General features: G+C 70.7%; 19 protein-coding genes and 1 tRNA gene. 12 read left to right on the top strand and 8 right to left on the bottom strand.

The genetic code is table 11. The annotated features are described in order from the left end of the window. The first annotated feature begins 441 nt into the window (after positions 1–441). Both D3272_RS10930 and D3272_RS10925 read left to right on the top strand, forming a co-directional pair. Positions 442–535, top strand: a tRNA-Ser gene (locus D3272_RS10930). A gap of 33 nt (positions 536–568) precedes the next feature. Further along, the gene (locus D3272_RS10925) at positions 569–1,138 is read left to right on the top strand and encodes a DUF2147 domain-containing protein (protein ID WP_129219206.1); all 570 of its coding nucleotides are present in this window, start codon (positions 569–571) and stop codon (positions 1,136–1,138) included. 586 nt (positions 1,139–1,724) lie between these two features. Here the strand turns inward: D3272_RS10925 and gatB are convergent. From gatB to gatC, 3 genes are all read right to left on the bottom strand, one after another. Next, positions 1,725–3,206, bottom strand: a complete 1,482-nt coding sequence (gatB, locus tag D3272_RS10920; protein ID WP_129219205.1) for an Asp-tRNA(Asn)/Glu-tRNA(Gln) amidotransferase subunit GatB — start codon at positions 3,204–3,206, stop codon at positions 1,725–1,727. Positions 3,207–3,216: 10 nt separating this feature from the next. Beyond that, positions 3,217–4,722: an Asp-tRNA(Asn)/Glu-tRNA(Gln) amidotransferase subunit GatA gene (gene gatA / locus D3272_RS10915; protein ID WP_129219204.1), complete on the bottom strand. Its 1,506-nt coding sequence runs from the start codon at positions 4,720–4,722 to the stop codon at positions 3,217–3,219. Positions 4,723–4,816: 94 nt separating this feature from the next. Continuing rightward, entirely contained in the window at positions 4,817–5,104 is a 288-nt protein-coding gene (gene gatC, locus D3272_RS10910) for an Asp-tRNA(Asn)/Glu-tRNA(Gln) amidotransferase subunit GatC (protein ID WP_129219203.1), read from the bottom strand. Between the two features lie 128 nt (positions 5,105–5,232). On the opposite strand from gatC, the gene ruvX reads away from it, so the two are divergent. Further along, positions 5,233–5,721 (top strand): Holliday junction resolvase RuvX, encoded by a 489-nt coding sequence (gene ruvX / locus D3272_RS10905; RefSeq protein ID WP_129219202.1) that lies wholly within the window; start codon positions 5,233–5,235, stop codon positions 5,719–5,721. Between the two features lie 124 nt (positions 5,722–5,845). Continuing rightward, positions 5,846–6,046, top strand: coding sequence for a hypothetical protein (locus D3272_RS10900; protein ID WP_129219201.1), 201 nt, complete (start codon positions 5,846–5,848; stop codon positions 6,044–6,046). Between the two features lie 21 nt (positions 6,047–6,067). Here the strand turns inward: D3272_RS10900 and dprA are convergent, their stop codons facing one another. After that, positions 6,068–7,318 (bottom strand): DNA-processing protein DprA, encoded by a 1,251-nt coding sequence (gene dprA, locus D3272_RS10895; RefSeq protein WP_129219200.1) that lies wholly within the window; start codon positions 7,316–7,318, stop codon positions 6,068–6,070. Positions 7,319–7,346: 28 nt separating this feature from the next. Then, positions 7,347–7,946: a glycerol-3-phosphate 1-O-acyltransferase PlsY gene (gene plsY / locus D3272_RS10890; protein ID WP_129219199.1), complete on the bottom strand. Its 600-nt coding sequence runs from the start codon at positions 7,944–7,946 to the stop codon at positions 7,347–7,349. A 181-nt stretch (positions 7,947–8,127) separates the two neighbouring features. On the opposite strand from plsY, the gene D3272_RS10885 reads away from it, so the two are divergent. The 4 genes from D3272_RS10885 to rpmG all read left to right on the top strand — a co-directional run bounded on the left by D3272_RS10885 (position 8,128) and on the right by rpmG (position 14,869). After that, positions 8,128–9,210, top strand: coding sequence for an acyltransferase family protein (locus D3272_RS10885; RefSeq protein WP_165361309.1), 1,083 nt, complete (start codon positions 8,128–8,130; stop codon positions 9,208–9,210). 152 nt (positions 9,211–9,362) lie between these two features. Next, a complete protein-coding gene (gene topA, locus D3272_RS10880; protein ID WP_129219197.1) occupies positions 9,363–12,101 on the top strand; it encodes a type I DNA topoisomerase in 2,739 nt (912 codons plus the stop codon). 109 nt (positions 12,102–12,210) lie between these two features. After that, a complete protein-coding gene (gene rnr / locus D3272_RS10875) occupies positions 12,211–14,541 on the top strand; it encodes a ribonuclease R (RefSeq protein WP_129219196.1) in 2,331 nt (776 codons plus the stop codon). Between the two features lie 160 nt (positions 14,542–14,701). Next, positions 14,702–14,869 carry a 50S ribosomal protein L33 gene (rpmG, locus tag D3272_RS10870; RefSeq protein WP_129219195.1) on the top strand — a complete coding sequence of 56 codons (168 nt, stop codon included), beginning with the start codon at positions 14,702–14,704 and terminating at the stop codon, positions 14,867–14,869. A gap of 537 nt (positions 14,870–15,406) precedes the next feature. Here rpmG and D3272_RS10865 read toward each other — a convergent pair. Together D3272_RS10865 and D3272_RS10860 are read right to left on the bottom strand one after the other, a co-directional pair. Next, a complete protein-coding gene (locus tag D3272_RS10865) occupies positions 15,407–16,780 on the bottom strand; it encodes a PleD family two-component system response regulator (RefSeq protein ID WP_129219194.1) in 1,374 nt (457 codons plus the stop codon). Positions 16,781–16,793: 13 nt separating this feature from the next. Beyond that, positions 16,794–17,165 carry a response regulator gene (locus D3272_RS10860; RefSeq protein WP_129219193.1) on the bottom strand — a complete coding sequence of 124 codons (372 nt, stop codon included), beginning with the start codon at positions 17,163–17,165 and terminating at the stop codon, positions 16,794–16,796. A 179-nt stretch (positions 17,166–17,344) separates the two neighbouring features. Between D3272_RS10860 and D3272_RS10855 the strand changes: the two genes are divergently transcribed. Continuing rightward, positions 17,345–17,584 (top strand): DUF3572 domain-containing protein, encoded by a 240-nt coding sequence (locus tag D3272_RS10855; RefSeq protein WP_245496496.1) that lies wholly within the window; start codon positions 17,345–17,347, stop codon positions 17,582–17,584. 7 nt (positions 17,585–17,591) lie between these two features. Here the strand turns inward: D3272_RS10855 and D3272_RS10850 are convergent, their stop codons facing one another. Continuing rightward, positions 17,592–18,413 carry a cell envelope integrity EipB family protein gene (locus D3272_RS10850; RefSeq protein WP_245496495.1) on the bottom strand — a complete coding sequence of 274 codons (822 nt, stop codon included), beginning with the start codon at positions 18,411–18,413 and terminating at the stop codon, positions 17,592–17,594. Positions 18,414–18,577: 164 nt separating this feature from the next. On the opposite strand from D3272_RS10850, the gene D3272_RS10845 reads away from it, so the two are divergent. The 3 genes from D3272_RS10845 (at position 18,578) to D3272_RS10835 (ending at position 21,150) form a co-directional block, all read left to right on the top strand. Then, positions 18,578–19,051, top strand: a complete 474-nt coding sequence (locus D3272_RS10845) for a RidA family protein (RefSeq protein WP_129219190.1) — start codon at positions 18,578–18,580, stop codon at positions 19,049–19,051. Then, positions 19,048–19,806 (top strand): glycerophosphodiester phosphodiesterase family protein, encoded by a 759-nt coding sequence (locus D3272_RS10840; protein WP_129219189.1) that lies wholly within the window; start codon positions 19,048–19,050, stop codon positions 19,804–19,806. The genes D3272_RS10845 and D3272_RS10840 overlap by 4 nt, the downstream gene beginning before the upstream one ends. Positions 19,807–19,956: 150 nt before the next feature. Next, on the top strand, positions 19,957–21,150 hold the full coding sequence (locus tag D3272_RS10835; protein ID WP_129219188.1) for a GNAT family N-acetyltransferase: 1,194 nt from the start codon (positions 19,957–19,959) through the stop codon (positions 21,148–21,150). Positions 21,151–21,207: the final 57 nt, after the last annotated feature.

Genomic DNA, 21,207 nt, shown 5'->3' with positions numbered 1-21,207 from the left:
TCCGCCGAGCCAACATACTCGGGCCCCGAGATTCGACAAACGCAAGATTGCCTCGAAACCGCCTCAAGGGGGCTTTGAGCCCATCATGTGACATTCTCGCAACGATTACACTTAGGGAAAGGAAATGCTTCCGTTAGGGCAGTTCAGGAACGGGAGAAGGCGAACTTGCGTGGGGCTTTTGCGGCGGGCCGCTCCGGACGGCGCGGGCCGGGCGGCGGATCGGGCCTGGGCGGCCCCGGATCCCCGGCATGTCCGGACGGGCCGGGCGGCCCCGGGCGCCCGGCCTGCACGGCGCCGCGGAGGCGATAGCCTGCCTCACCGGCTCCACGTCGCCTTCCTGCTTTCGCCCGAATCGAAGACCAACCTTGCAAAGCGCGGCAGGGTGGGGCATAGGTGGCCTCGCTCCAGCGAGCGCGAAGATTGTCCTTAGACGGGCAAGACGGAGATGTGGCCGAGAGGCTGAAGGCGGCGGTTTGCTAAACCGTTATAGGGTTGTAAAGCCCTATCGAGGGTTCGAATCCCTCCGTCTCCGCCAGCGTCGTGGGTCCCGCTGAAGAGTGACAGGGTGATGATGGTCAGGGCGAATTATCTTTCCGTTCTCGGGCTGCTCGGCATGAGCCTCATGGGGATCAGCCAGGCCAGGGCGGCCGAAGATCCGACCGGCTATTGGGCCACCGAGAAGAACGAATCTCAGATCCACATCACCCATTGCGGTGACAAGCTCTGCGGCAACATCTTCTGGATGAAGGAGCCGAACGACGCCAAGGGCGCGCTCAGGCTCGACAAGGAGAACGAGGACGAGGTCAAGCGCAAGCGGCCCCTGCTCGGCCTCCAGCTCATCAACATGAAGCCCGAGGACGACTATTGGAAGGGGACGGTGTACAACCCCACCAATGGCAAGACCTACGACGCCACGCTGAAGATCCTGAGCAAGAATCAGGTCGAGCTGAAGGGTTGCGTGGCCTATATCCTGTGCGGCGGCCAGAAATGGACGCGCGAGGATGCCAAGACCGCCAATACCTCGGAGACCGGGGTCGGCAAGGCCGCGACCATCAAGCCCGACGCCGCTCATGGCGGCACCGGCATCCCGGCCGCCCACAAGGCTTCGGCCCCCGTCCCCGCAGCGCCGTCTGAATGATGACGTCGTCCGATCCGTCGTGGGACGCAGCGCCGTCCCGCGCCGCGTCCGGATGGGGCCAGGTCGGAGCCGTCGCTGTCGTCGCGCTGGCCCTCATGGTGGGCCAGGGTCGGGCCGCCTCGCCCGGGCCTGCCTCCGGGCCAGGCACGCCGCATGGCGCCCCGGTGCCGACCCGATCCCCGGAAGCTCCCGCCGCGGCGCCACGTGCGCCTGCCGCCGGCCAGGACGGAGATGCAGGGTCGCGTAGCGTCGCCGCCCGGGCGCGCATGAACGAATGCGGCCACCAGTGGAACAACATAAAGCGGGCCGGCACCGCTTCGGGCACCTGGAAAGAGTTCTCGCGGAACTGCCTCGCGCAGAAGTGACGCCGCCCGGCGGCCCCCTGCCCTTCAATCCAACTCACGCGGCCGGGGCTTTCCCCGGCCGCTTTGCCGTTGGGCTCCGGCGGTCCGTGCCGCGGCGGAGCTAGAGCGGTTCCGCCTTCTGCGGAGGCGCTCCGCCTTCGGATCGAGAGCAGTTCCGTCGGCGCGGAGTCGCCGAGGCGGCTCGCAGAAAGCCGGTACGGCCCTTGCCGGCCGCCGCGCCGTCAGATCCCGAGCTTGCCCTTCAGGACGGCGTTGACGGCCTGCGGGTTGGCCTTGCCGCCCGTGGCCTTCATGGCCTGTCCGACGAACCAGCCCAGCATGGTGGGTTTGGCCTGCACCTGGGCGACCTTGTCGGGGTTGGCCGCCATGATGGCGTCGACCGCGGCCTCGATGGCGCCCGTGTCGGTGACCTGGCGCAGCCCGTGTCGCTCGACGATGTCGCGGGGTGCGGCGCCGCGTTCCTCGCCCACCATCAGCGCCAGCACGTCCTTGGCGATCTTGCCCGAGATCGTGCCGTCCACGATGAGGTCGACGAGGCCCGCCACCTGCTCGGGCGTGATCTCGGTCGCATGCACCGGCAGCCCGACGGCGTTGGCATAGGCGGCGATGTCGCCCGTGACCCAGTTGGCCACCAGCTTGGGGTCGCGCCCCTCGCCGACCGCGACGGCGCGCTCGTAGAAGGCGGCGAGGTCCCGCTCGGCCACCAGCACGGTCGCGTCGTAGGGCGACAGGCCGTAATCCGCCACGAACCGGGCCTTCTTGGCGTCGGGCAGCTCGGGCAGGTCCGCCGCGAGCGCGTCGACATAGGCCTGGTCGAACTCCAGCGGCAGCAGGTCCGGGTCCGGGAAGTAGCGGTAGTCGTGCGCTTCCTCCTTGGAGCGCATGCTGCGCGTCTCGCCCCGGCCGGGATCGAAGAGCCGCGTCTCCTGCTGGATGACGCCGCCGTCCTCGAGGATGCCGATCTGGCGCCGGGCTTCGGTGTCGACCGCCTGGCCGATGAAGCGGATGGAATTGACGTTCTTGATCTCGCAGCGGGTGCCAAGCGGCTCGCCCGGCCTGCGCACCGACACGTTCACGTCGGCGCGCAGGCTCCCCTTCTCCATGTCGCCGTCGCAGGTGCCGAGGTAGCGCAGGATGGTGCGCAGCTTGCCCACATAGGCCTTGGCCTCGTCGGCCGAGCGGATGTCGGGCCGCGACACGATCTCCATCAGGGCGACGCCCGACCGGTTGAGATCGACGAAGCTCTGGTTGGGCGACTGGTCGTGGGTCGACTTGCCGGCATCCTGCTCGAGATGCAGCCGCTCGATGCCGACCCGGATCTGCCGCTCCGGCGTCACGTCGACCAGCACCTCGCCTTCGCCCACGATCGGGTGCTTGAATTGCGAGATCTGGTAGCCCTGCGGCAGGTCCGGGTAGAAGTAGTTCTTGCGGTCGAAGACCGAGCGGTGGTTGATCTGGGCCTTCAGGCCGAGGCCGGTCCGCACCGCCTGGGCGACGCAGAACTCATTGATGACCGGCAGCATGCCCGGCATGGCGGCGTCGACGAACGAGACCTGGCTGTTCGGCTCCGCGCCGAAGCCCGTGGAGGCGCCGGAGAAGAGCTTCGAGCGCGACGCCACCTGGGCATGGATCTCCATGCCGACGACGATCTCCCAATCGCCGGTCGCGCCCTTGATGAGCTTCGAGTCGGATGCAGTTGCCATGGCGGGCGGCCTATCGATGGGCGGCGGGAGCGGTGGCGGACCACCAGGCGGACGGCAGGTCGATCGCCGGCGCCGAACGCGCGATGACTTCGGCGAGCGCGAAGAGCGTCTCTTCCTCGAAGGGACGGCCGATGAGTTGGAGGCCGAGGGGCAGCTTGTCGGCCGAAAGGCCGGCCGGCACCGAGAGCCCCGGCAGGCCCGCCATGTTCACCGTCACGGTGAAGGCGTCGTTGAGATACATGGCGATCGGGTCGTCGCCGCCCTTCTCGCCGAGCCCGAAGGCGGCCGAGGGGGTGGCAGGCGTCAGGATGGCGTCGACGCCGTCGGCGAAGGCGGTCTCGAAGTCGCGGCGCACCAGGGTCCGGATCTTCTGCGCCTTGAGGTAGTAGGCGTCGTAATAGCCGGCCGAGAGCACGTAGGTCCCGATCATGATGCGGCGCCGCACTTCGGCGCCGAAGCCGGCCGCACGGGTGTTGCCGTACATCTCGGCGATGTCGCGGCCGGGGACGCGCAACCCGTAGCGCACGCCGTCGTAGCGGGCGAGGTTCGAGGAGGCTTCCGCCGGCGCCACGATGTAGTAGGCGGGAAGCGCGTATTTCGTGTGGGGCAGCGCGATGTCGACGACCCGGGCGCCCGCCGCCTTGAGCCAGGCGATGCCCTCGGCCCAGAGCGCGTCGATCTCGGCCGGCATGCCGTCGATGCGGTATTCGCGCGGGATGCCGATCACCTTGCCGGCCACCGACGCCCCGACGGCGGCCTCGTAGTCGGGCACGGCGATGTCGACGGAGGTCGAGTCCTTCGGGTCGTGGCCCGCCATCGACCCCAGCATGATGGCGGCGTCGCGCACCGTGCGGGTGATCGGGCCGGCCTGGTCCAGCGAGGATGCGAAGGCCACCACCCCCCAGCGCGAGCAGCGGCCGTAGGTGGGCTTGATGCCGACCGTTCCGGTGAAGGCCGCGGGCTGGCGGATCGAGCCGCCCGTGTCGGTGGCGGTGGCGGCGAGGCACAGGCGCGCCGCGACCGCAGCCGCCGAGCCGCCCGACGAGCCGCCCGGAACCAGCCCGGCATTGGAGCCCGGCTTGCGCCAGGGGGACACGGCCGGCCCGAAATACGAGGTCTCGTTGGACGAGCCCATGGCGAATTCGTCGAGGTTCAGCTTGCCCAGCATGACGGCGCCGTCGCGCCACAGCTGCGACGACACCGTGGACTCGTAGGGCGGCACGAAGCCTTCGAGGATGCGGCTGCCGGCCGTGGTCTGGACGCCTTCCGTGCAGTAGAGGTCCTTGATGCCGAGCGGCAGTCCTTCGAGCGGGCCCGCCTCGCCCCGCGCCACCCGGGCGTCGGCTCTGTCCGCCATGGCGAGAGCGCGGTCGGGCGTCTCGGTGATGAAGGCGTTGAGCGGGCGCGCCGCCGCCATGGCGGCGAGATGCGCCTCGGTCAGTTCGCGGGAGGACAGGCGCTTGGACCTCACGGCGTCGCGCGCCTCGGCGAGGGTCAGGCTGGTCAGGTCGGACATGGGATCTCTGGTGTGGCGGCCACGCGACCGGCGGTGGGGACGGGGTTCGGCGGCGGGTGGCGGAGACGGGCGGCGGCCGAGCCCCGCCCGGGTTTCACTCGATGACCTTGGGCACGGCGAAGAGGTGGTCCTCGCTCGCGGTGGCGTTGGCCACGATCAGCGGCGCGATGCCCCCGTCCGTGACGGCGTCGGCCCGCCGCTTCAACCGCATCGGCAGCACGGAGGTCATGGGCTCGACGCCGGTCACGTCCACGCCGTCGAGTTCCGCCACGAAGGACAGGATGGCGTTGATCTCGCCCTGGAGATGCGCCACTTCGCCCTCCGCAAGCGTGATGCGGGCGAGTTGGGCGACGCGGCGGACGGTCGCCTGATCGATGGACATGCTGGTTCCGCGGTGGAGAAGGATCAGGGCGTGCTTCTATCACCGCGCGGAGGCGTGAATCAACGATGGCGCCCGGCGCGCGCCGGGTTAGGACGGCGGCGCGGCGCGGAGCCGCCGGAGGGAGCCCCATGAGTGCCGTCATCGAGATCCGGGATCTTCCCGCCCTGCTGGGCCGCAACCAGCGCCTCATGGGGCTCGACCTCGGCACCAAGACCATCGGGATCGCGGTGTCCGACGTCGAGCGCCGGATCGCCTCGCCGCTCCACACCATCCGGCGCACCAAGTTCACCCGCGACGTTGAGGAACTGCGCGGCGCGATGGTCAAGAACGCCGTCGTCGCCCTGGTGATCGGCCTGCCGCTCAACATGGACGGGTCCGAGGGGCCGCGATCCCAGTCGACGCGCGCCTTCGTGCGGCAGGCGCATCCGATCCTGGGCCTGCCCTTCGCCTTCTGGGACGAGAGGCTGTCCACCGCCGCCGTTACCCGGGCCCTCATCGACCAGGACGCTTCGCGGGCGCGGCGTGCCGAGGTCGTGGACCGGATGGCGGCCGCCTACATCCTTCAAGGTGTCCTGGACCGCCTCGCCAGCCTCGGCCGCACCACAACTCCTTCTTGAAATCCCGACCTGCGTCTACGAAAATAGACGTTGCACACGAAGATCGACGCACTAAAAGGTTGCGTATATCATCGCGTTAGTGAACGCGATGAACACAGCCTCTGATTGCGTGAGACAGCCTGCGATGAACGCTCGCCCCCCGGTCACCCCGCCTTCCGCCTCGGGACCGCCCACGGATGAGCAGCTCTGCGACTACATCGCCGACATGTGCGGGGAGCTGCGGCACCTCGCCCGCCGGCCGCAGTTCCGGACGATCAGCTACCTGCTCGACATGGCGCGCGTCGAAGCCGAGCGGATGGCCAAGGCCCTGCGGTCCGGGGCCTAGGGGGGCGCGTCGCCCCGGGGGTCACGCCGCCGGCTCGATGCGGCGGGCGACGCGGTTGCCCTCGTGGCGCGCCACCGTGCCGGCGAGTTCGAGTTCCACCAGCGCCGCCTGTACGGCGCGGGGCGGCAACCCGGAGGCGCGGATGAGCTCGTCGACCGAGACCGGAGCCGGGCCGAGCAGCGCCGCCAGCCGGCCCGTGGCGTCGGTGCCGGCCCCGGCGTCGGCTCCGTCGCCGGCCCTGGGCTCGGGCCGCCGGGGCGGATCGGCTTCCGCGAAGGCTTGGGCCCGGCCGCCCGCCGCCTCGGGCGCTGCGTCGCCGAAGAGGTCCAGTTCGTCCCAGAGCGGCTCGCCCTCGGGCTCGGCCCGGTCCGCTTCGCCCAGGGCTTCGGGGCTCGCGTCGCGGCGCGGCGCCAGGGCGGCCACCACGTCCTCGGCCGAGGTGCAGAGCGTCGCGCCCTGCCGAATGAGGTCGTTGGTCCCCTCCGAACGCGGGTCCAGCGGCGAGCCGGGGACGGCGAACACGTCGCGGCCCTGCTCGTTGGCGAACCGCGCCGTGATGAGCGAGCCCGAGCGCCGGCTCGCCTCGACCACGATGACGCCGAGCCCGAGGCCGGCGACGATGCGGTTGCGGCGCGGGAAGTCCCGCGCGCGCGGCTCCCAGCCGAGCGGCATCTCGGACACGAGGGCCCCGTGCTCGCAGATGCGCCGCGCCAGGCCCTCGTGTTCGCTCGGGTAGATGTGGAGGTGCCCGCCCGCCAGCACCGCGACGGTTCCGGTGTCCAGCGTCGCCATATGGGCCTTCACGTCGATGCCCCGGGCGAGCCCGGAGGCCACGACATAGCCGGCCTCGGCGACGCCCCGCGCCAGCCGCTCGGTGAGGATCAGCCCGGTCGCCGACGCGTTGCGCGACCCGACGATGCCGACGATGGGCCTTGCGAGGACGTCGACCCGGCCCGCCACCGCCAGCAGTGGGGGCGGCGCGTCGATGGCGCGGAGCGCTTCGGGATAGGCGTCCTCGCACAGCGCCACGAAGCGGATGTTCAGCTTGCGCGCCCGCAGCCATTCGGCCTCGGCCTCGGCGGCCGAGCAGACGGTGATGGCGCGCGACGTCGCCTTTTTGGCCAGCCCGGGCAGCGCCTTCAAGGCGGCGCCGGCCGAACCGTAGCGGTCGAGCAGCGTCTTGAAGGTGCGCGGCCCCACATTCTCGCTGCGGATGAGGCGCAGCCAATCGAGCGCCTCCGCCTCGTCGAGGTCGCGCCGGCCCGGCGTCACCGACGGACCCGGACGGTGCGCCCGGCCGTCACGCCTTGGCGCCGATGCGGCTCTCGGTGCCCTGCAGCAGGCGCGACAGGTTGGCCCGGTGCTTCCACCACAGCAGCAGCGTCATCAGGCCGAGGGCAGCGCCGTCCGTGATCTGGCCCGTCAGGAAGAAGAGCAGCGGGGCGACCGCCGACGCCACCAGCGCCGCCGCCGAGGAGAAGCGGGTGGCGAAGGCCACGCCGAGCCACACGGCGGCGAAGGCCAGCGCCGCCGGCCACCACAGGCCGATGAGGCAACCGAGGTAGGTGGCGACCCCCTTGCCGCCCTTGAAGCCGAGCCAGACCGGGACGATGTGGCCCAGGAAGGCCCCGATGCCGGCGAAGATGGCGGCTGCGTCGCCGGCCAGATGGCGCGCCAGCAGCACGGCGAGCGTGCCCTTCAGCGCATCGAGCACCAGCGTGAGCGCGGCGAGGTCCTTGCGCCCGGTGCGCAGCACGTTGGTGGCGCCGATGTTCCCCGACCCGATCGATCGGATGTCGGCGGTGCCGGCGCCGCGCGTGATGAGCAGGCCGAACGGGATCGAACCCAGGCCGTAGCCCAGCACCAGGGACGCGAGTTCAGCTAGACCCGGTTCGTTCATCGCGCGTTCCCGACACTCTGCCGACTGGATCTTATGGGGCATTCCACGGTACGGCAACGCGCACCGCACGGGGCGGTGCGCGACGGCGCGGCTCGGACCCGCCGAGCCGACACCGCAGCGCGAGGCCACCATCGCCGCACCACCCCCCCTTCAGCCCCGCACGCCGCTGCTGTCCCTGCAGGTGCTCCGCGCCGTCGCGGCGCTGCTCGTGCTGGTGCATCACGCCGCCTACGACGCCGGCGCGATCGCGGCCCGGGCGGGCCTGCCGGTGCCGGCCCCGGAACGCTTCTTCGACTTCGGCTTCGGCATCCACATCTTCTTCGTCATCTCGGGCTTCATCATGCTGCGCACGGCCCGCGGCTTCGGCTCGGCCCGGGGTGCCGCGACCTTCGCGGTGCGCCGCCTGATCCGCGTGGTGCCGCTCTACTGGCTCCTGACCAGCCTGGTCCTCATCGGCGCCGCGGTCGCGCCCGGGCTGCTCAACACGCCGCCGGGCGGGCCGGCCGTCGTCCTCGGCAGCTACCTGTTCGTGCCCGTCGCGCGGGCCGGGGGCGAAATCCGTCCCGTCCTGGGCCAGGGCTGGACGCTCGACTACGAGATGTTCTTCTATCTCCTGTTCGCGCTCGCCATGCTGCTGCCGCGGCGGCGCGCGCTGCCGGTCCTGGCCGGCGCGATGGTCGGCCTCGTCGCCTTGGGGCGACTCGTGCCGGCGCCGGTGGCCGCCGTCGCGGTGTGGACCGACGGCCTGCTGCTGGAGTTCCTGTTCGGGCTGGGGCTCGGCCTCGCGGCCGAGCGCGGCCTCGCGCTCACGGCCCGCCAGGCCGCCGCCACGGTGGCGCTGGGCGCCGCCGGCGCGGTGGCGCTCGGCCCCTTGGCCGGGGCCGAGGCCCTGCTGCCCGCCTGGGCCTCGGCCGGCCTGCCCGCCGCCCTCGTCGTCGCCGGCTGCGTGCTCGGGCCGCCGTGGAGGCGCAGCGGGCCGGTCTTGGCGCTGGCCGTGGTGGGCGACGCCTCCTACAGCCTGTACCTGTCGCACCCTTTCGCGGTGCGCCTGTTGCGGAGCGCCTGGGTCGGGCTGATGCCGGCGGGCGTCGCGCCCGGGCTCTACCTCGGGCTCGCCTGCGCGGCGGCCCTGGGCACGGCGCTGGCGCTGCACCGCGGCGTGGAGCGGCCGATGACGGATTGGCTGCAGCGTCGCAGCCGCTTCGCCGGGCCGGCGACGCGCCCCATCCTGCCCGAGGTCCCCGCGGCGCCGCACCGGTCGTGATCGGGGCGGGATTGCCACTCCAGGCTGAGGCTCCCATCTGCGGACCGTGCCCCGGCCCGGTTTGACTTGGACGAACCCCTCGCCCATTTTCGCCGACCGCGCCGCCGCCGCCCCGCATGCCCGCCCCGCGGACCACCGAGGATCCCCCATCCATGAACGTCGTCATCGTCGAGTCCCCGGCGAAAGCGAAGACCATCAACGGCTATCTCGGCAGCGACTACGAGGTGCTGGCCTCTTTCGGCCACGTGCGCGACCTGCCCGCCAAGGATGGTTCCGTCGATCCCGAGCAGGACTTCGCCATGCAATGGGAGGTCGACGACAAGGCCGCCAAGCGCCTGTCGGAGATCGTCCGGGCCGTGAAGGGCTCCGACAAGGTCATCCTCGCCACCGATCCGGACCGCGAGGGCGAAGCCATCTCGTGGCACGTGCTGGAAGTGCTGCGCGCCCGCAAGGTGCTGAAGGACAAGAAGGTCGAGCGCGTCGTCTTCAACGCCATCACCAAATCGGCGGTGCGCGATGCCATGCTGCACCCGCGCGACCTCGACCAGCCCCTGGTCGACGCCTACCTGGCGCGCCGCGCGCTCGACTACCTCGTGGGCTTCAACCTGTCGCCGGTCCTGTGGCGCAAGCTGCCGGGATCCCGCTCGGCCGGCCGCGTCCAGTCGGTGGCGCTGCGGCTCGTCTGCGCCCGCGAGCGCGAGATCGAGGAGTTCCGGGCGCGTGAATATTGGTCGGTGGTGGCGCATCTGCGCACCGCCGCCGGCGTGGCCTTCGAGGCGCGGCTGGTGGGCGCCGACGGCCGCAAGATCACCCGGCTCGACATCGGCACCGGCAGCGAGGCGCAGGACTTCCGCGCCGCGCTGGAAGCCGCCCGCTACACGGTGGCGAGCGTCGAGGCCAAGCCCGTCAAGCGCCACCCCTTCCCGCCCTTCCGCACCTCGACGCTGCAGCAGGATGCGTCGCGCAAGCTCGGCCTGTCGCCCGCCCGCACCATGCAGATCGCCCAGAAGCTCTACGAGGGCGTGACGATCCGGGGCGAGACCACCGGCCTCATCACCTACATGCGGACCGACGGCGTCGACATGGCGCCCGAGGCCATCGCGGGCACGCGCCGCGTCATCGGCGACAATTACGGCGAGCGCTACCTGCCGCAGGTGCCGCGCAAATACACCGTCAAGGCCAAGAACGCCCAGGAGGCGCACGAGGCCATCCGGCCGACCGACCTGTCGCGCCTGCCGCGCGACATGGCGGCCTATCTCGATGCCGAACAGCTGAAGCTCTACGAGCTCGTGTGGAAGCGCACGGTGGCGAGCCAGATGGAATCGGCGGAGCTCGAGCGCACCACGGTGGACATCGCCGCCGAAGTGGGCGGCCGCAAGCTCGACCTGCGGGCCAGCGGCCAGGTGGTGCGCTTCGACGGCTTCCTCACGCTCTACGGCGTCGACGACGACGACGAGGACCAGGACGGCAAGCTGCCCGCCATGGCGGCCGGGGAAACGCTCGGCCGGGAGCGCATCGCCGCCGACCAGCACTTCACCGAGCCGCCGCCGCGCTACGCGGAGGAAGGGCTGATCAAGCGCATGGAGGAGCTCGGCATCGGCCGGCCCTCCACCTACGCGGCGACGCTCGCCGTGCTGCGCGACCGCGAATACGTCCGGCTCGAGAAGAAGAAGCTCATCCCCGAGGACAAGGGTCGGCTGGTGACGGCCTTCCTCGAATCCTTCTTCGAGCGCTGGGTCGATTACGATTTCACGGCCGGGCTGGAGGAAAGCCTCGATCGCGTTTCCAACGACGAGATCGACTGGCGCCAGGTGCTGCGCGACTTCTGGCGCGACTTCTCGGCCGCGATCGGCGACACCAAGGAGCTGCGCACCACGGAGGTTCTCGACAACCTCAACGAGGTGCTGGCGCCGCTCGTGTTCCCGCCCAAGGCGGACGGTTCGGACCCGCGGGCCTGCCCGGTCTGCGCCGACGGCCGCCTGTCGTTGAAGCTCGGCAAGTTCGGCTCCTTCGTGGGCTGCTCGAACTATCCCGAGTGCAAGTTCACCCGCACCCTGTCGGCCGACCCGAACGCCACGACGCTGGGCGACGGCGACAAGCCCGGGCAGCGGCTGCTGGGGACCGACCTCGAATCCGGCCTCGAGGTCACGCTGCGGGACGGGCGCTTCGGCCCCTACCTGCAACTCGGCGAGGGCGAGAAACCGAAACGCTCGTCGCTGCCCAAGGGCATGAAGCCGGCCGACGTCGACCTCGAGACGGCGCTGACCCTCCTGTCGCTGCCGCGCCCGGTCGCCAAGCACCCGGCCACCGGGGAGCCGATCCTGGCCGGCATCGGGCGCTACGGCCCATACGTTCAGCACGGCAAGACCTACGCCAACCTCGACGGCGAGGACGACGTGCTGACGATCGGCGCCAACCGCGCCATCGACCTCATCGTGGCCAAGGAGGAGGGCCGCGGCGGCCGGCGCGGTGGCGCCGCGCCCTCCGGCACGGTGCTGGGCGAGCATCCCGACGGCGGCTCGGTGACGCTGCGCGAGGGGCGCTTCGGCCCTTATGTCAATGCCGGCAAGGTCAACGCGACTCTGCCCAAGGGCTCCGACCCGGCGGCCCTGACGCTCGACGACGCCCTCCGGCTCATCGCCGCCAAGGCAGAACAGAACGGCCTCTCGCCCGGCAAGAAGAAGGTCGCGACGAAGGCGCCCGCCAAGAAGGCTGCCGCCAAGCCGGTGGCGGCGGACGGCGCCACCGAAGGCGTCGCCGAGAAGGGTGCAGCCAAGAAAACCGCATCCAAGACGGCTACGTCCAAGAAGGCTCCGGCCAAGAAGGCACCGGCCAAAGCCGCAGCTGCCGCCAAGGCCGCGGCTCCCGCGCGGGCCAAGAAGTCGGCGTGACCGGCGCGCCCGGGGACGGCGGCGGCGCGGCGTGGCGTCCCCCGGCTCGTTTTTCCGGGCCGCCGCCCCTATCTTGGTGGCAGTGAACACCGAGACAGACCGCGACCCGATGCCCAAGACCAAGACCAGCACGGGCCCAGCCCTGCCCAGCAAGGCCGAGATCCTCGCCTTCATGGCGAGCGAGGCGGCGCTGATCGCCGAGGGCAAGGGATCCGTCGTCAAGAGCCGCAAGCGCGAGGTGGCCCGCGCCTTCAACATCAAGGGCAGCGACCGCGTCGAGCTGAAGCGCATGCTGCGCGAGCTGGAAGACGAGGGCCAGATCGAGCGGCGCCGGTCCGCCAAGCGGGCCGGCGGGGCCATGCCCACGATGGTGGTGGCCGACATCGTGACGCGCGACACCGACGGCGACCTCGTCGCCCAGCCGATCGAGTGGGACGTGGCGGAGAACGGGCCGGCGCCCCGCATCCTGGTCCACGTGCCGAAGTTGCACCGGCCCGGCCACCCTGTCCCCGGTGTCGGCGAACGCGCCCTGCTCAGGCTCGAGCCCACGCCGGATGCCGGCCCGGACGATCCGGCCTTCACGGGCCGCGTCGTCAAGATGATCGCGCGCGACCGCGCCCGCCTGCTCGGCATGGTGCGGGTCGGCCGCGACGACAGCCTCCGCGTGCAGGCCGTCGACAAGAAGAACGCGTCCGAGGTCTATTTCCTGCCGATCGAGGACGCCCAGGGCGCTCAGGACGGCGAGCTCGTCTCGATCGAGCCGATCGGGCGCCAGCGGGTTCAGGGGCTGCAGGCCGTTCGGGTCACGGAACGCCTGGGCTCGCTCAGCGGCGAGAAGGCCGTCAGCACCATCGCGATCCTCACACACGGCATCCCGCACGTGTTCCGGCCCGACACGCTGGCGGAAGCCGCGGCCGTGCAGGCGCCCGGCCTCGAGGGTCGCGAGGACTGGCGCGACCTGCCGCTGATCACCATCGATCCGCCCGACGCCAAGGACCACGACGACGCCGTCCACGCGGCCGCCGACACGGCACCCGACAATGTCGGCGGCACCGTGGTGACGGTGGCGATCGCCGATGTCGCCAGCCTCGTCGCACCGCGCTCCGCCATGGACCGTGAGGCCGTGGAGCGGGGCAATTCGGTGTATTTCCCCGACCGTGTGGTTCCCATGCTGCCGGAGCGCGTCTCGACCGACCTCGGGTCGCTGAGGCCGCTGGAGGACAGGCCCGCCCTGGCGGTGCGGCTGGTCCTGTCGGCCGATGGGCACAAGCGGCGTCACACCTTCCACCGCGTCATGATCCGGTCGGCGGCGAAGCTGAGCTACGCCCAGGCCCAGGCCGCCATCGACGGTGCGACGGACGACACCACGGCGCCGCTGCTCGAACCGGTGCTGAAGCCGCTCTGGGACGCCTATCGCCTCGCCACCCGGGCCCGGCAGGAGCGCTCGCCGCTCGACCTCGACCTGCCCGAGCGCAAGCTCGTGCTCAAGCCCGACGGCACGGTCGACCGCGTCGTCGTGCCGGAGCGCCTCGACGCGCACCGGCTGATCGAGGAGTTCATGATCCTCGCCAACGTGGCGGCGGCGGAAACGCTGGAGGAGAAGCGCCAGGTTCTGGTCTACCGGGTCCACGACGAGCCCTCACTGACCAAGCTGAACGCCCTGTCGGAGTTCCTGCAGACCATGGGCATCAAGCTCGCCAAGGGGCAGGTGCTGCGCCCGGCGCAGTTCAACGGCATCCTCGGGCGCGTGAAGGACACCGAGCACGAGCACCTCGTCAACGAGGTCGTGCTGCGGTCCCAGGCCCAGGCGGAATATGCGGTCGAGAACTACGGGCATTTCGGCCTGAACCTGCGCCGCTACGCCCATTTCACCTCGCCCATCCGTCGCTACGCCGACCTCGTCGTGCATCGCGCACTGATCCGTGCCCTGGGGTTCGGGCGGGACGGCCTGCCCGACATGACGGCGAAGGAGCTCGGCGAGGTCGCGGCGCGGATCTCGGCGGCCGAGCGCCGCGCCATGGCGGCGGAGCGCGAGACGACGGACCGGCTGATCGCCGGGTTCCTGTCCGAGAAGATCGGGGCGGTCTTCGACGCCCGCTTGTCCGGCGTCACCCGGGCGGGGCTCTTCGTGCGCCTCGTCGACACGGGCGCCGACGGGTTCGTGCCGGCGGCCCATCTCGGCGACGAGTTCTTCTCCTTCGACGAGCCCGGCCGCGCCATGGTGGGCACCCGCACCGGCACCACCTTCCGGCTCGGCGACACGGTCGAGGTCCGCCTCGTCGAGGCCGCGCCCGTGGCGGGCGCCCTTCGGTTCGAGATCGTGGGGGGCGGTCAGCGGGGACGCCGCGGCCCGCGGGACGGTGGAGCGCCGCGCCGGCCGAGCGGTGCGGCGGCCGGCGAACCCCTGCCCTGGCGGCGGAAGTCGCGCCGCACCCGGTGAAGTGCCGGCCCGGCCGCCGGCCGAGTCGCGGTTGACATCGCGGCTTCACCGACTAGTGTCGGCCGGATGATCCGCGTGGCTTGAGGGCCGGCGCGGCTCTCTCTGTTGTTCGAAATCCATCTCCCGTCGCCCCGGTGACGGCACCGCGCGAGGACGAGTCATGGCCAAGGCCGCCACCATCAAGATCAAGCTGCTGTCGACCGCCGACACCGGCTTCTTCTACGTCACCGAAAAGAACGCCCGCACCAAGACGGACAAGTTCACCTTCAAGAAGTACGACCCCGTCGTGCGCAAGCACGTCGAGTTCAAGGAAACCAAGATCAAGTGACTCCTTGAGCGTTTTCGCCTTCGGCGAATTCGCTCCAACTTCGAATCGAGAGCGGTTTCATCGGCTTGGAGTCGCCGAGGCGACTCGGAGAAAGCCGATACGGCTCTCGTCTCTCCGGTCCGGCCCTGCCGGATCGGGGCGGCGACCGTCGACCACATCGGCGTGCTTCCGCACCGCCGATCGCCGCGCATGAAAAAAGCCGCCCGATGGTTCGGGCGGCTTTTTCCATGCGCTGAAAACTGGTGGCCGGTCGGAAGTGGCATACGAGGAGGCCACTCTAGCCACTTCCGAACCGGCCGACCCCACGGACCCAGGAGATGCGGCGGACCTGAGCACTCCGTAGGGTATTCGAAGACGGCGTCGCCACCGTCAACCTCACCCGCCTCGCTGCGGCATCGAGCCCGTCCGGCGACATTCAGGAGAATACGGGCTAAACCTTTACACGATCTGACCGGGAGTCAAGAAGTCTCTGGCGCGACGGGGAATTCGGGGTGGAAAAACCCGAGCCGGTGTGATCCGGCACGGCCGAGGGGTGCATCAGGCCGCGTCCGCCGACACGCGGTTGCGTCCCAGGGCCTTCGATTGATAGAGAGCCCGGTCGGCCCGCTTCATCATGGCATCCGCTTCACGCCCGTTGCGGCGTTCGGAGATGCCGATCGACACCGTGACGGGGATGTGCCGGCCGCCCTTGTCGATGGGAAACGCGGTCCCGCCCACGCTCTGGCGCACGCGCTCGGCGACCCGGCCGGCGACCTCGAGGCTCGTGTCGGGCATGACGATGATGAACTCCTCTCCGCCGAGGCGGCACAGCACGTCCACCCCGCGGATCACGGTCTTGACGCGCTCGGCGAAGGCCTTGAGGACCTCGTCGCCGGCGTCGTGGCCGTAGGTGTCGTTGACCGACTTGAAGTGGTCGATGTCGAGGATCATCAGGGACAGCGGCTTGTCGCCGTCCGCCGCGGCATCGATGAGGCCGCCGAGATGCGATTCGAGGTAGCGCCGGTTGTGCAGGCCGGTGAGCGGGTCGGTGACGGCCATCTGCAGCGAGGCCTGCATGATCTCCCGCAGGCGGTCCGCGTAGCGCTTGCGGCGCAGCTGGCTCCGCACGCGCGCCATCAGCTCGTCGCGGTCGACGGGGCGCAGCAGGTAGTCGTTCACGCCGAGGTCGAGCCCGCGCACGATCCGGGCCCGATCGTCGGGCTCCGCCAGCAGGAGGATCGGCAGGTCACGGGTGCGTTCGAGCGAGCGGATCTGGCTGCAGATCCGCAGCGCGTCGTAGCCCTTGAGCGCGGAACTGATGACGACGAGGTCGTAGCCGCCCGTCGCCGCCCGGAATAGGGCATCGTCGGGCTCGCCGGCGAGGTCGACCGTGTGGCTCTGCGACAGGGAGGCGACGAGCCGCTCGGCGGAGGCCGCCCGGTCCTCGACGAGCAGCACGCGGCCCCGGCCGCCCTCCTCGACCAGCGCGCCGAGTTTCGACCCTGGCTGCAGGCCCAGCGTGCCCGAAGCCTCGACCTGCCGGCGCAACTCGTCGACCACCTGCTTGAACCGCGCCAGCGAGCGCACGCGCGCCACGAGGGCGAGCTCGTCCACCGGCTTGGTGAGGAAGTCGTCGGCGCCGGCCTCGAGCCCCCGCACGCGGTCCGCCGTGTGGTCGAGCGCCGTCACCAGCACCACGGGGACGTGGGCGGTGACGGGATCGGACTTCAGCCGTCGGCAGACCTCGAACCCGTCCAGCCCCGGCATCATCACGTCGAGCAGGATGACGTCGAAGCCGCTCCGCCCGGCGAGCTGCAGCGCGTCGAAGCCGTTGGCCGCCGTCCGCACCTCGAAATACTCGGCCGACAGGCGCGCTTCGAGCAGCTTCACGTTGGCGGGGACGTCGTCGACGACCAGGATTCGCGCCGTCATAAAGGAGAGCCTTTCAAGCGTCGCCGAGGTAGTTGCGCACCGTTTCGAGGAACTTGACGACCGAGATCGGCTTCGACAGATAGGCCTCGCAGCCCCCCTGCCGGATCTTCTCCTCGTCGCCCTTCATGGCGAAGGCCGTGATGGCGATGACCGGGATGGCGCGCAGGTCGTCGTCGTCCTTCAACCATTGCGTGACCTGCAGGCCGGACACTTCCGGCAGCTGGATGTCCATGAGGATCAGGTCGGGCCGGTGCTGGCGGGCCAACCCCACGGCTTCCACGCCGTTCCGGGTCTGGACCGTGGCGTAGCCGTTCGCCTCCAGCAGGTCGCTGAAGAGTTTCATGTTGAGTTCGTTGTCTTCGACGATCAGAACCGTTTTCGACATGGGTCTCGGCGCCTCGCTGGCTTCACGCCTGCGCGTTGTGGGACGAACCTCGCCGAAGGGCCGGTTCCGGTCTGACAGCGATAGCCTATCGTGAATCAATCGAGCACTGGAAAAGCGCAATCATGACAAACAGCCACCACGGTCACACACGGCGCACGTCGCCGGGCGTCGACCCCGACTTGCTTGCCATTCAAGCCTTAACATTCATTGCGAGTAATCCCGAACACGCCGAGCGGTTCCTCGCGCTGTCCGGCCTCGGTCCGGGCGACCTGCGCGGGGCGGCGGCGGATCCCGCCTTCCTGCTCGGCGTCATGGACTACCTCGTGGCGGACGAACCGCTGCTGCTGCTCTTCGCCGCCGATGCAGGCCTCGCTCCCGAAGCCGTCGTGGCGGCGCACGACCGCCTGTCCCGACGCTGATCGCCCGTCACTTGTCACAGGCCGCCGGCGCCCCCACAGTCAGCTGGTCGAGCACGCCGGACAGCACGAAATCGCCGTAGTCGAGCTTCAGCGCCCGCGAGATGCCATTCTCGTAGAGGTCCGACGAGAGCACGTAGTCGGGCTGGTCCTTGTCGCCGGCGAAATAGCTGATCACCACCGGCCAGCGCCGCACGTCCTTCAGGCTGGCCACCTTGGCGGCGGCGTCGTCGGGCGCCTTGGTGATGGGGGCACCGATCACGGTGAGCGTGTGATAAAGCTTCAGCCCGGTATCGGAGCCGTCGTAGACCTCGGCCGAGAGGATCTTGTCGCCGTGTTCCGCCGCCGCGATGATCCTGCGCATGTGCTGGATGGGGAAGAGCGCTTCGGCGGGGAAGCTCGCGTGGCCCGCCGGGGTCTTCAGCGTCACGGCGATCTTGCCGTCCGCGTCCCGCTCCGCCCGGCCCGCCACGTCGCTGGCGGCATCGCCGTCGGTCGACGACGTGGTCTTGAACGTGAACTGCGTGGCGGCCGCGTCCTCGAAGGTGTTGTTGCGGACGTCGTTCAGCTTCGAGTCGCCCTCCGCCGGCTGCAGTTCGACGAGCTGGCGCAGGTTGGACGTGTAGCCGTCGCAGCGCGACCCGGTGAAGTCGAAGTCGATCACGCCGGAGGCCGACGCGGGAGCGTTGCTGCCCTTCCCGGACAGGAGCGAGAGCTTGTAGACCGCGTGGTGCACCGCCATCGTCACGGGCGCATCCTCGGCGCGGGCGGCGCCGGCGAGGATCGCCCAGGCGGCGAGGGCAGTCAGGCTGGCGGACGAAAGGCGGTTCACGCTGGACTCTCCATCGGGGTCCCCGAGCATCGGGGCGGGACGTGGCGGAACTGAGATGGCGTGGCGCCCGGCGGCGTCGGCCCACGTGGCCGTTCCCCTCCCCACCATAAAGCTCTAGAGGGGAGCCGTCAGCGGCCCGCGGAGGGCCATGCAGGAGACGCATCATGGGGACGATCGAAGCCCGACTGGCCGAACTCGGCATCACGCTGCCGCAGGCGGCGGCGCCGGTGGCCAATTACGTCGCCTATGTCCTGGGACGCGACACGCTGGTGATCTCCGGCCAACTCGCGCTCGGCGCCGACGGCAAGCTCGATTCCGCCCACCGGGGCAAGCTCGGCGCCGACGTTTCGGGCGACGCCGGCCGCGCGGCGGCCCGCAACTGCGCCGTCAACGTGCTGGCCCAGGCCAAGGCCGCCCTCGGCGACCTCGACCGGATCGAGCGCTGCGTGCGGCTCGGCGGCTTCATCAATGCCGCCCCCGATTTCACCGACCTCGCGCTCATCATGAACGGCGCCTCGGACCTGATGGTCGAGGTGCTGGGCGACAAGGGACGCCACGCGCGCTCCACGGTCGGCGTCGCCTCGCTGCCGCTCGGCTGCGCCGTCGAGGTGGAAGCGCTGTTCAGCGTCCGGCCGTGACGGAGCGCCGCCCCGCGCCCGAGTGGCTGGTCCGGCGCCCCATCGCGCATCGGGGCCTGCACGACCGGGCGGCCGGGCGGATCGAGAATGCGCCCGCGTCGGCCCTGGCCGCCGTCGCGCAGGGATTCGCCGTCGAATGCGACGTTCAGCTCACGGCGGACGGGGAGGCCGTGGTGTTCCACGACTTCACCCTCGATCGGCTGACCGAGGCTTCGGGGCCGATCGGGGAGCACGGCGCCGCTGAACTCGGCGCCCTGCCTCTCGCCGGCAGCCGCGACACGATCCCGACACTGGCCGCCTTCCTCGCCCTCGTCGCCGGCCGGGTGCCGGTGATCTGCGAGATCAAGAGCCGGTTCGACGGCGACATGCGCCTCGCCGACCGGGCCGCCGCCGTGGCGGCGGAGACTGCGGGTCCCCTCGCCTTCAAGAGCTTCGACCCCGCCGTCGTCGCCCATCTGCGCGGGCGCGGCCTGCAGAACCCGCTCGGCATCGTGGCGGAGGCCGACTACGACGATCCGGACTGGGCGGCTCTGTCCCCGGCTCTCAAGCGCGACCTCGCCGCCATGCTGCATTTCGCCGAGACGAGGCCGGACTTCCTGTCCTACCGGGTCGGCGACCTGCCCCATGCCGTGCCTCACCTGTGCCGCGTCGCGGTCGGCCTGCCGGTGATGACCTGGACGGTGCGCACGCCCGAGCAGCGGCAACGCGCCGCAAACTGGGCCGATCAGATGGTGTTCGAGGGCTTCGTGCCTTGACGCCCGGCCGTTCGGCGGGACCATGATGGCGGGGTCGGCCGTCCGCATGCGCGGCGGCCGGCCTCCTCCGGGCCGGGGTGCCGGTGCCGCGACGGCGTCGCCGCACCCGCCCCGCGCCGGGGATCGCCCGCCAAGAGATCGAAGGCGCTCATGACCTCACCGATCACCATCCAGGTCGCGACGTCCATCGCCGCCATCCCGGCCGCCGACTGGGACCTCTGCGCCAACCCGCCCGCGCCGGCCACGGACGGGGCCGCCGACCGGTCCGGCGAGCGCTTCAACCCCTTCCTGGCCCACGCCTTCCTCAAGGCGCTGGAGACGTCGGGCACCGTGGGCGGCCGCACCGGCTGGTCCCCGGCCCATGTGACGGTGCACGAGGCAGGGCGCCTCGTCGCGGCGGCGCCCACCTACATCAAGACCCATTCGCAGGGCGAATATGTCTTCGACCATTCCTGGGCCGAGGCCTACAGCCGCGCCGGCGGGCGCTACTATCCCAAGCTCCAGGTCGCCGTGCCCTTCACGCCGGCGACCGGCCGCCGCTTCCTGGTGGCGCCCGGCCAGGACACCGAGGCGCTCCACGCCGCCCTCGCGGCCGGGCTCCGGGCGCTGCGCAAGGAGGTCAAGGCCTCGTCGACGCACGCCACCTTCCTGACCAAGGCCGAGTGGGACAGCTTCGGCGCCCTGGGCTGGCTGCAGCGCACCGACCAGCAGTTCCATTTCGTCAACGAGGGCTACGCCGGCTTCGACGACTTCCTCGCCGCCCTCGCCTCGCGCAAGCGCAAGAACATCCGCAAGGAGCGCAAGGACGCCCTGGGGGAAGGCATCACCATCGAGCAACTGACGGGGTCCGACATCCGCGAGGACCACTGGGACGCCTTCTACGCCTTCTACATGGACACCGGATCCCGCAAGTGGGGCCGGCCCTATCTCAACCGCCGCTTCTTCTCGGAGATCGGCGCCGCAATGGCGGACCGCATCCTGCTCGTGATGGCCAAGCGCGCCGGGCGCTACGTGGCGGGCGCCATCAACTTCATCGGCGACGATGCCCTCTACGGCCGCAACTGGGGCTGCATCGAGGAGCACCCGTTCCTGCATTTCGAGGTCTGCTACTACCAGGCGATCGACTTCGCGCTGGCGCGGGGGTTGAAGCGCGTCGAGGCCGGCGCCCAGGGCGAGCACAAACTGGCCCGCGGCTATCGTCCCACCACGACCTATTCGGTCCACGACATCGCCGATTCGCGGCTCGCCGCCGCCATCGGCGACTATCTCGACCACGAGCGGGCCTATGTGGAGAGCGCCGTCGAGCAACTCGGCGAGCACCTGCCGTTCCGGCACGAGGACTGAGGACGGCGACCGCGTCCGGCGCGGGATGGGAAGGCGCGCCGTCAGCCCCGTCCCGTC

This window comes from Lichenibacterium ramalinae, from assembly GCF_004137085.1.
In the GTDB taxonomy this organism is placed as follows: domain Bacteria; phylum Pseudomonadota; class Alphaproteobacteria; order Rhizobiales; family Beijerinckiaceae; genus Lichenihabitans; species Lichenihabitans ramalinae.
Note: the sequence above shows the minus strand (reverse complement) of the source record. Positions and strands in the feature narration are given on the sequence as shown.

Bases quoted from the DNA above. Each gene is read 5' to 3' on its own strand.
- gatC (WP_129219203.1), bottom strand. From the start codon at position 5,104: ATGTCCATCGATCAGGCGACCGTCCGCCGCGTCGCCCAACTCGCCCGC.
- D3272_RS10925 (WP_129219206.1), top strand. From the start codon at position 569: ATGATGGTCAGGGCGAATTATCTTTCCGTTCTCGGGCTGCTCGGCATG.
- topA (WP_129219197.1), top strand. From the start codon at position 9,363: ATGAACGTCGTCATCGTCGAGTCCCCGGCGAAAGCGAAGACCATCAAC.
- D3272_RS10865 (WP_129219194.1), bottom strand. From the start codon at position 16,780: ATGACGGCGCGAATCCTGGTCGTCGACGACGTCCCCGCCAACGTGAAG.
- rpmG (WP_129219195.1), top strand. From the start codon at position 14,702: ATGGCCAAGGCCGCCACCATCAAGATCAAGCTGCTGTCGACCGCCGAC.
- ruvX (WP_129219202.1), top strand. From the start codon at position 5,233: ATGAGTGCCGTCATCGAGATCCGGGATCTTCCCGCCCTGCTGGGCCGC.
- rnr (WP_129219196.1), top strand. From the start codon at position 12,211: ATGCCCAAGACCAAGACCAGCACGGGCCCAGCCCTGCCCAGCAAGGCC.
- gatB (WP_129219205.1), bottom strand. From the start codon at position 3,206: ATGGCAACTGCATCCGACTCGAAGCTCATCAAGGGCGCGACCGGCGAT.
- plsY (WP_129219199.1), bottom strand. From the start codon at position 7,946: ATGAACGAACCGGGTCTAGCTGAACTCGCGTCCCTGGTGCTGGGCTAC.
- D3272_RS10845 (WP_129219190.1), top strand. From the start codon at position 18,578: ATGGGGACGATCGAAGCCCGACTGGCCGAACTCGGCATCACGCTGCCG.
- D3272_RS10900 (WP_129219201.1), top strand. From the start codon at position 5,846: ATGAACGCTCGCCCCCCGGTCACCCCGCCTTCCGCCTCGGGACCGCCC.
- D3272_RS10835 (WP_129219188.1), top strand. From the start codon at position 19,957: ATGACCTCACCGATCACCATCCAGGTCGCGACGTCCATCGCCGCCATC.
- gatA (WP_129219204.1), bottom strand. From the start codon at position 4,722: ATGTCCGACCTGACCAGCCTGACCCTCGCCGAGGCGCGCGACGCCGTG.
- D3272_RS10860 (WP_129219193.1), bottom strand. From the start codon at position 17,165: ATGTCGAAAACGGTTCTGATCGTCGAAGACAACGAACTCAACATGAAA.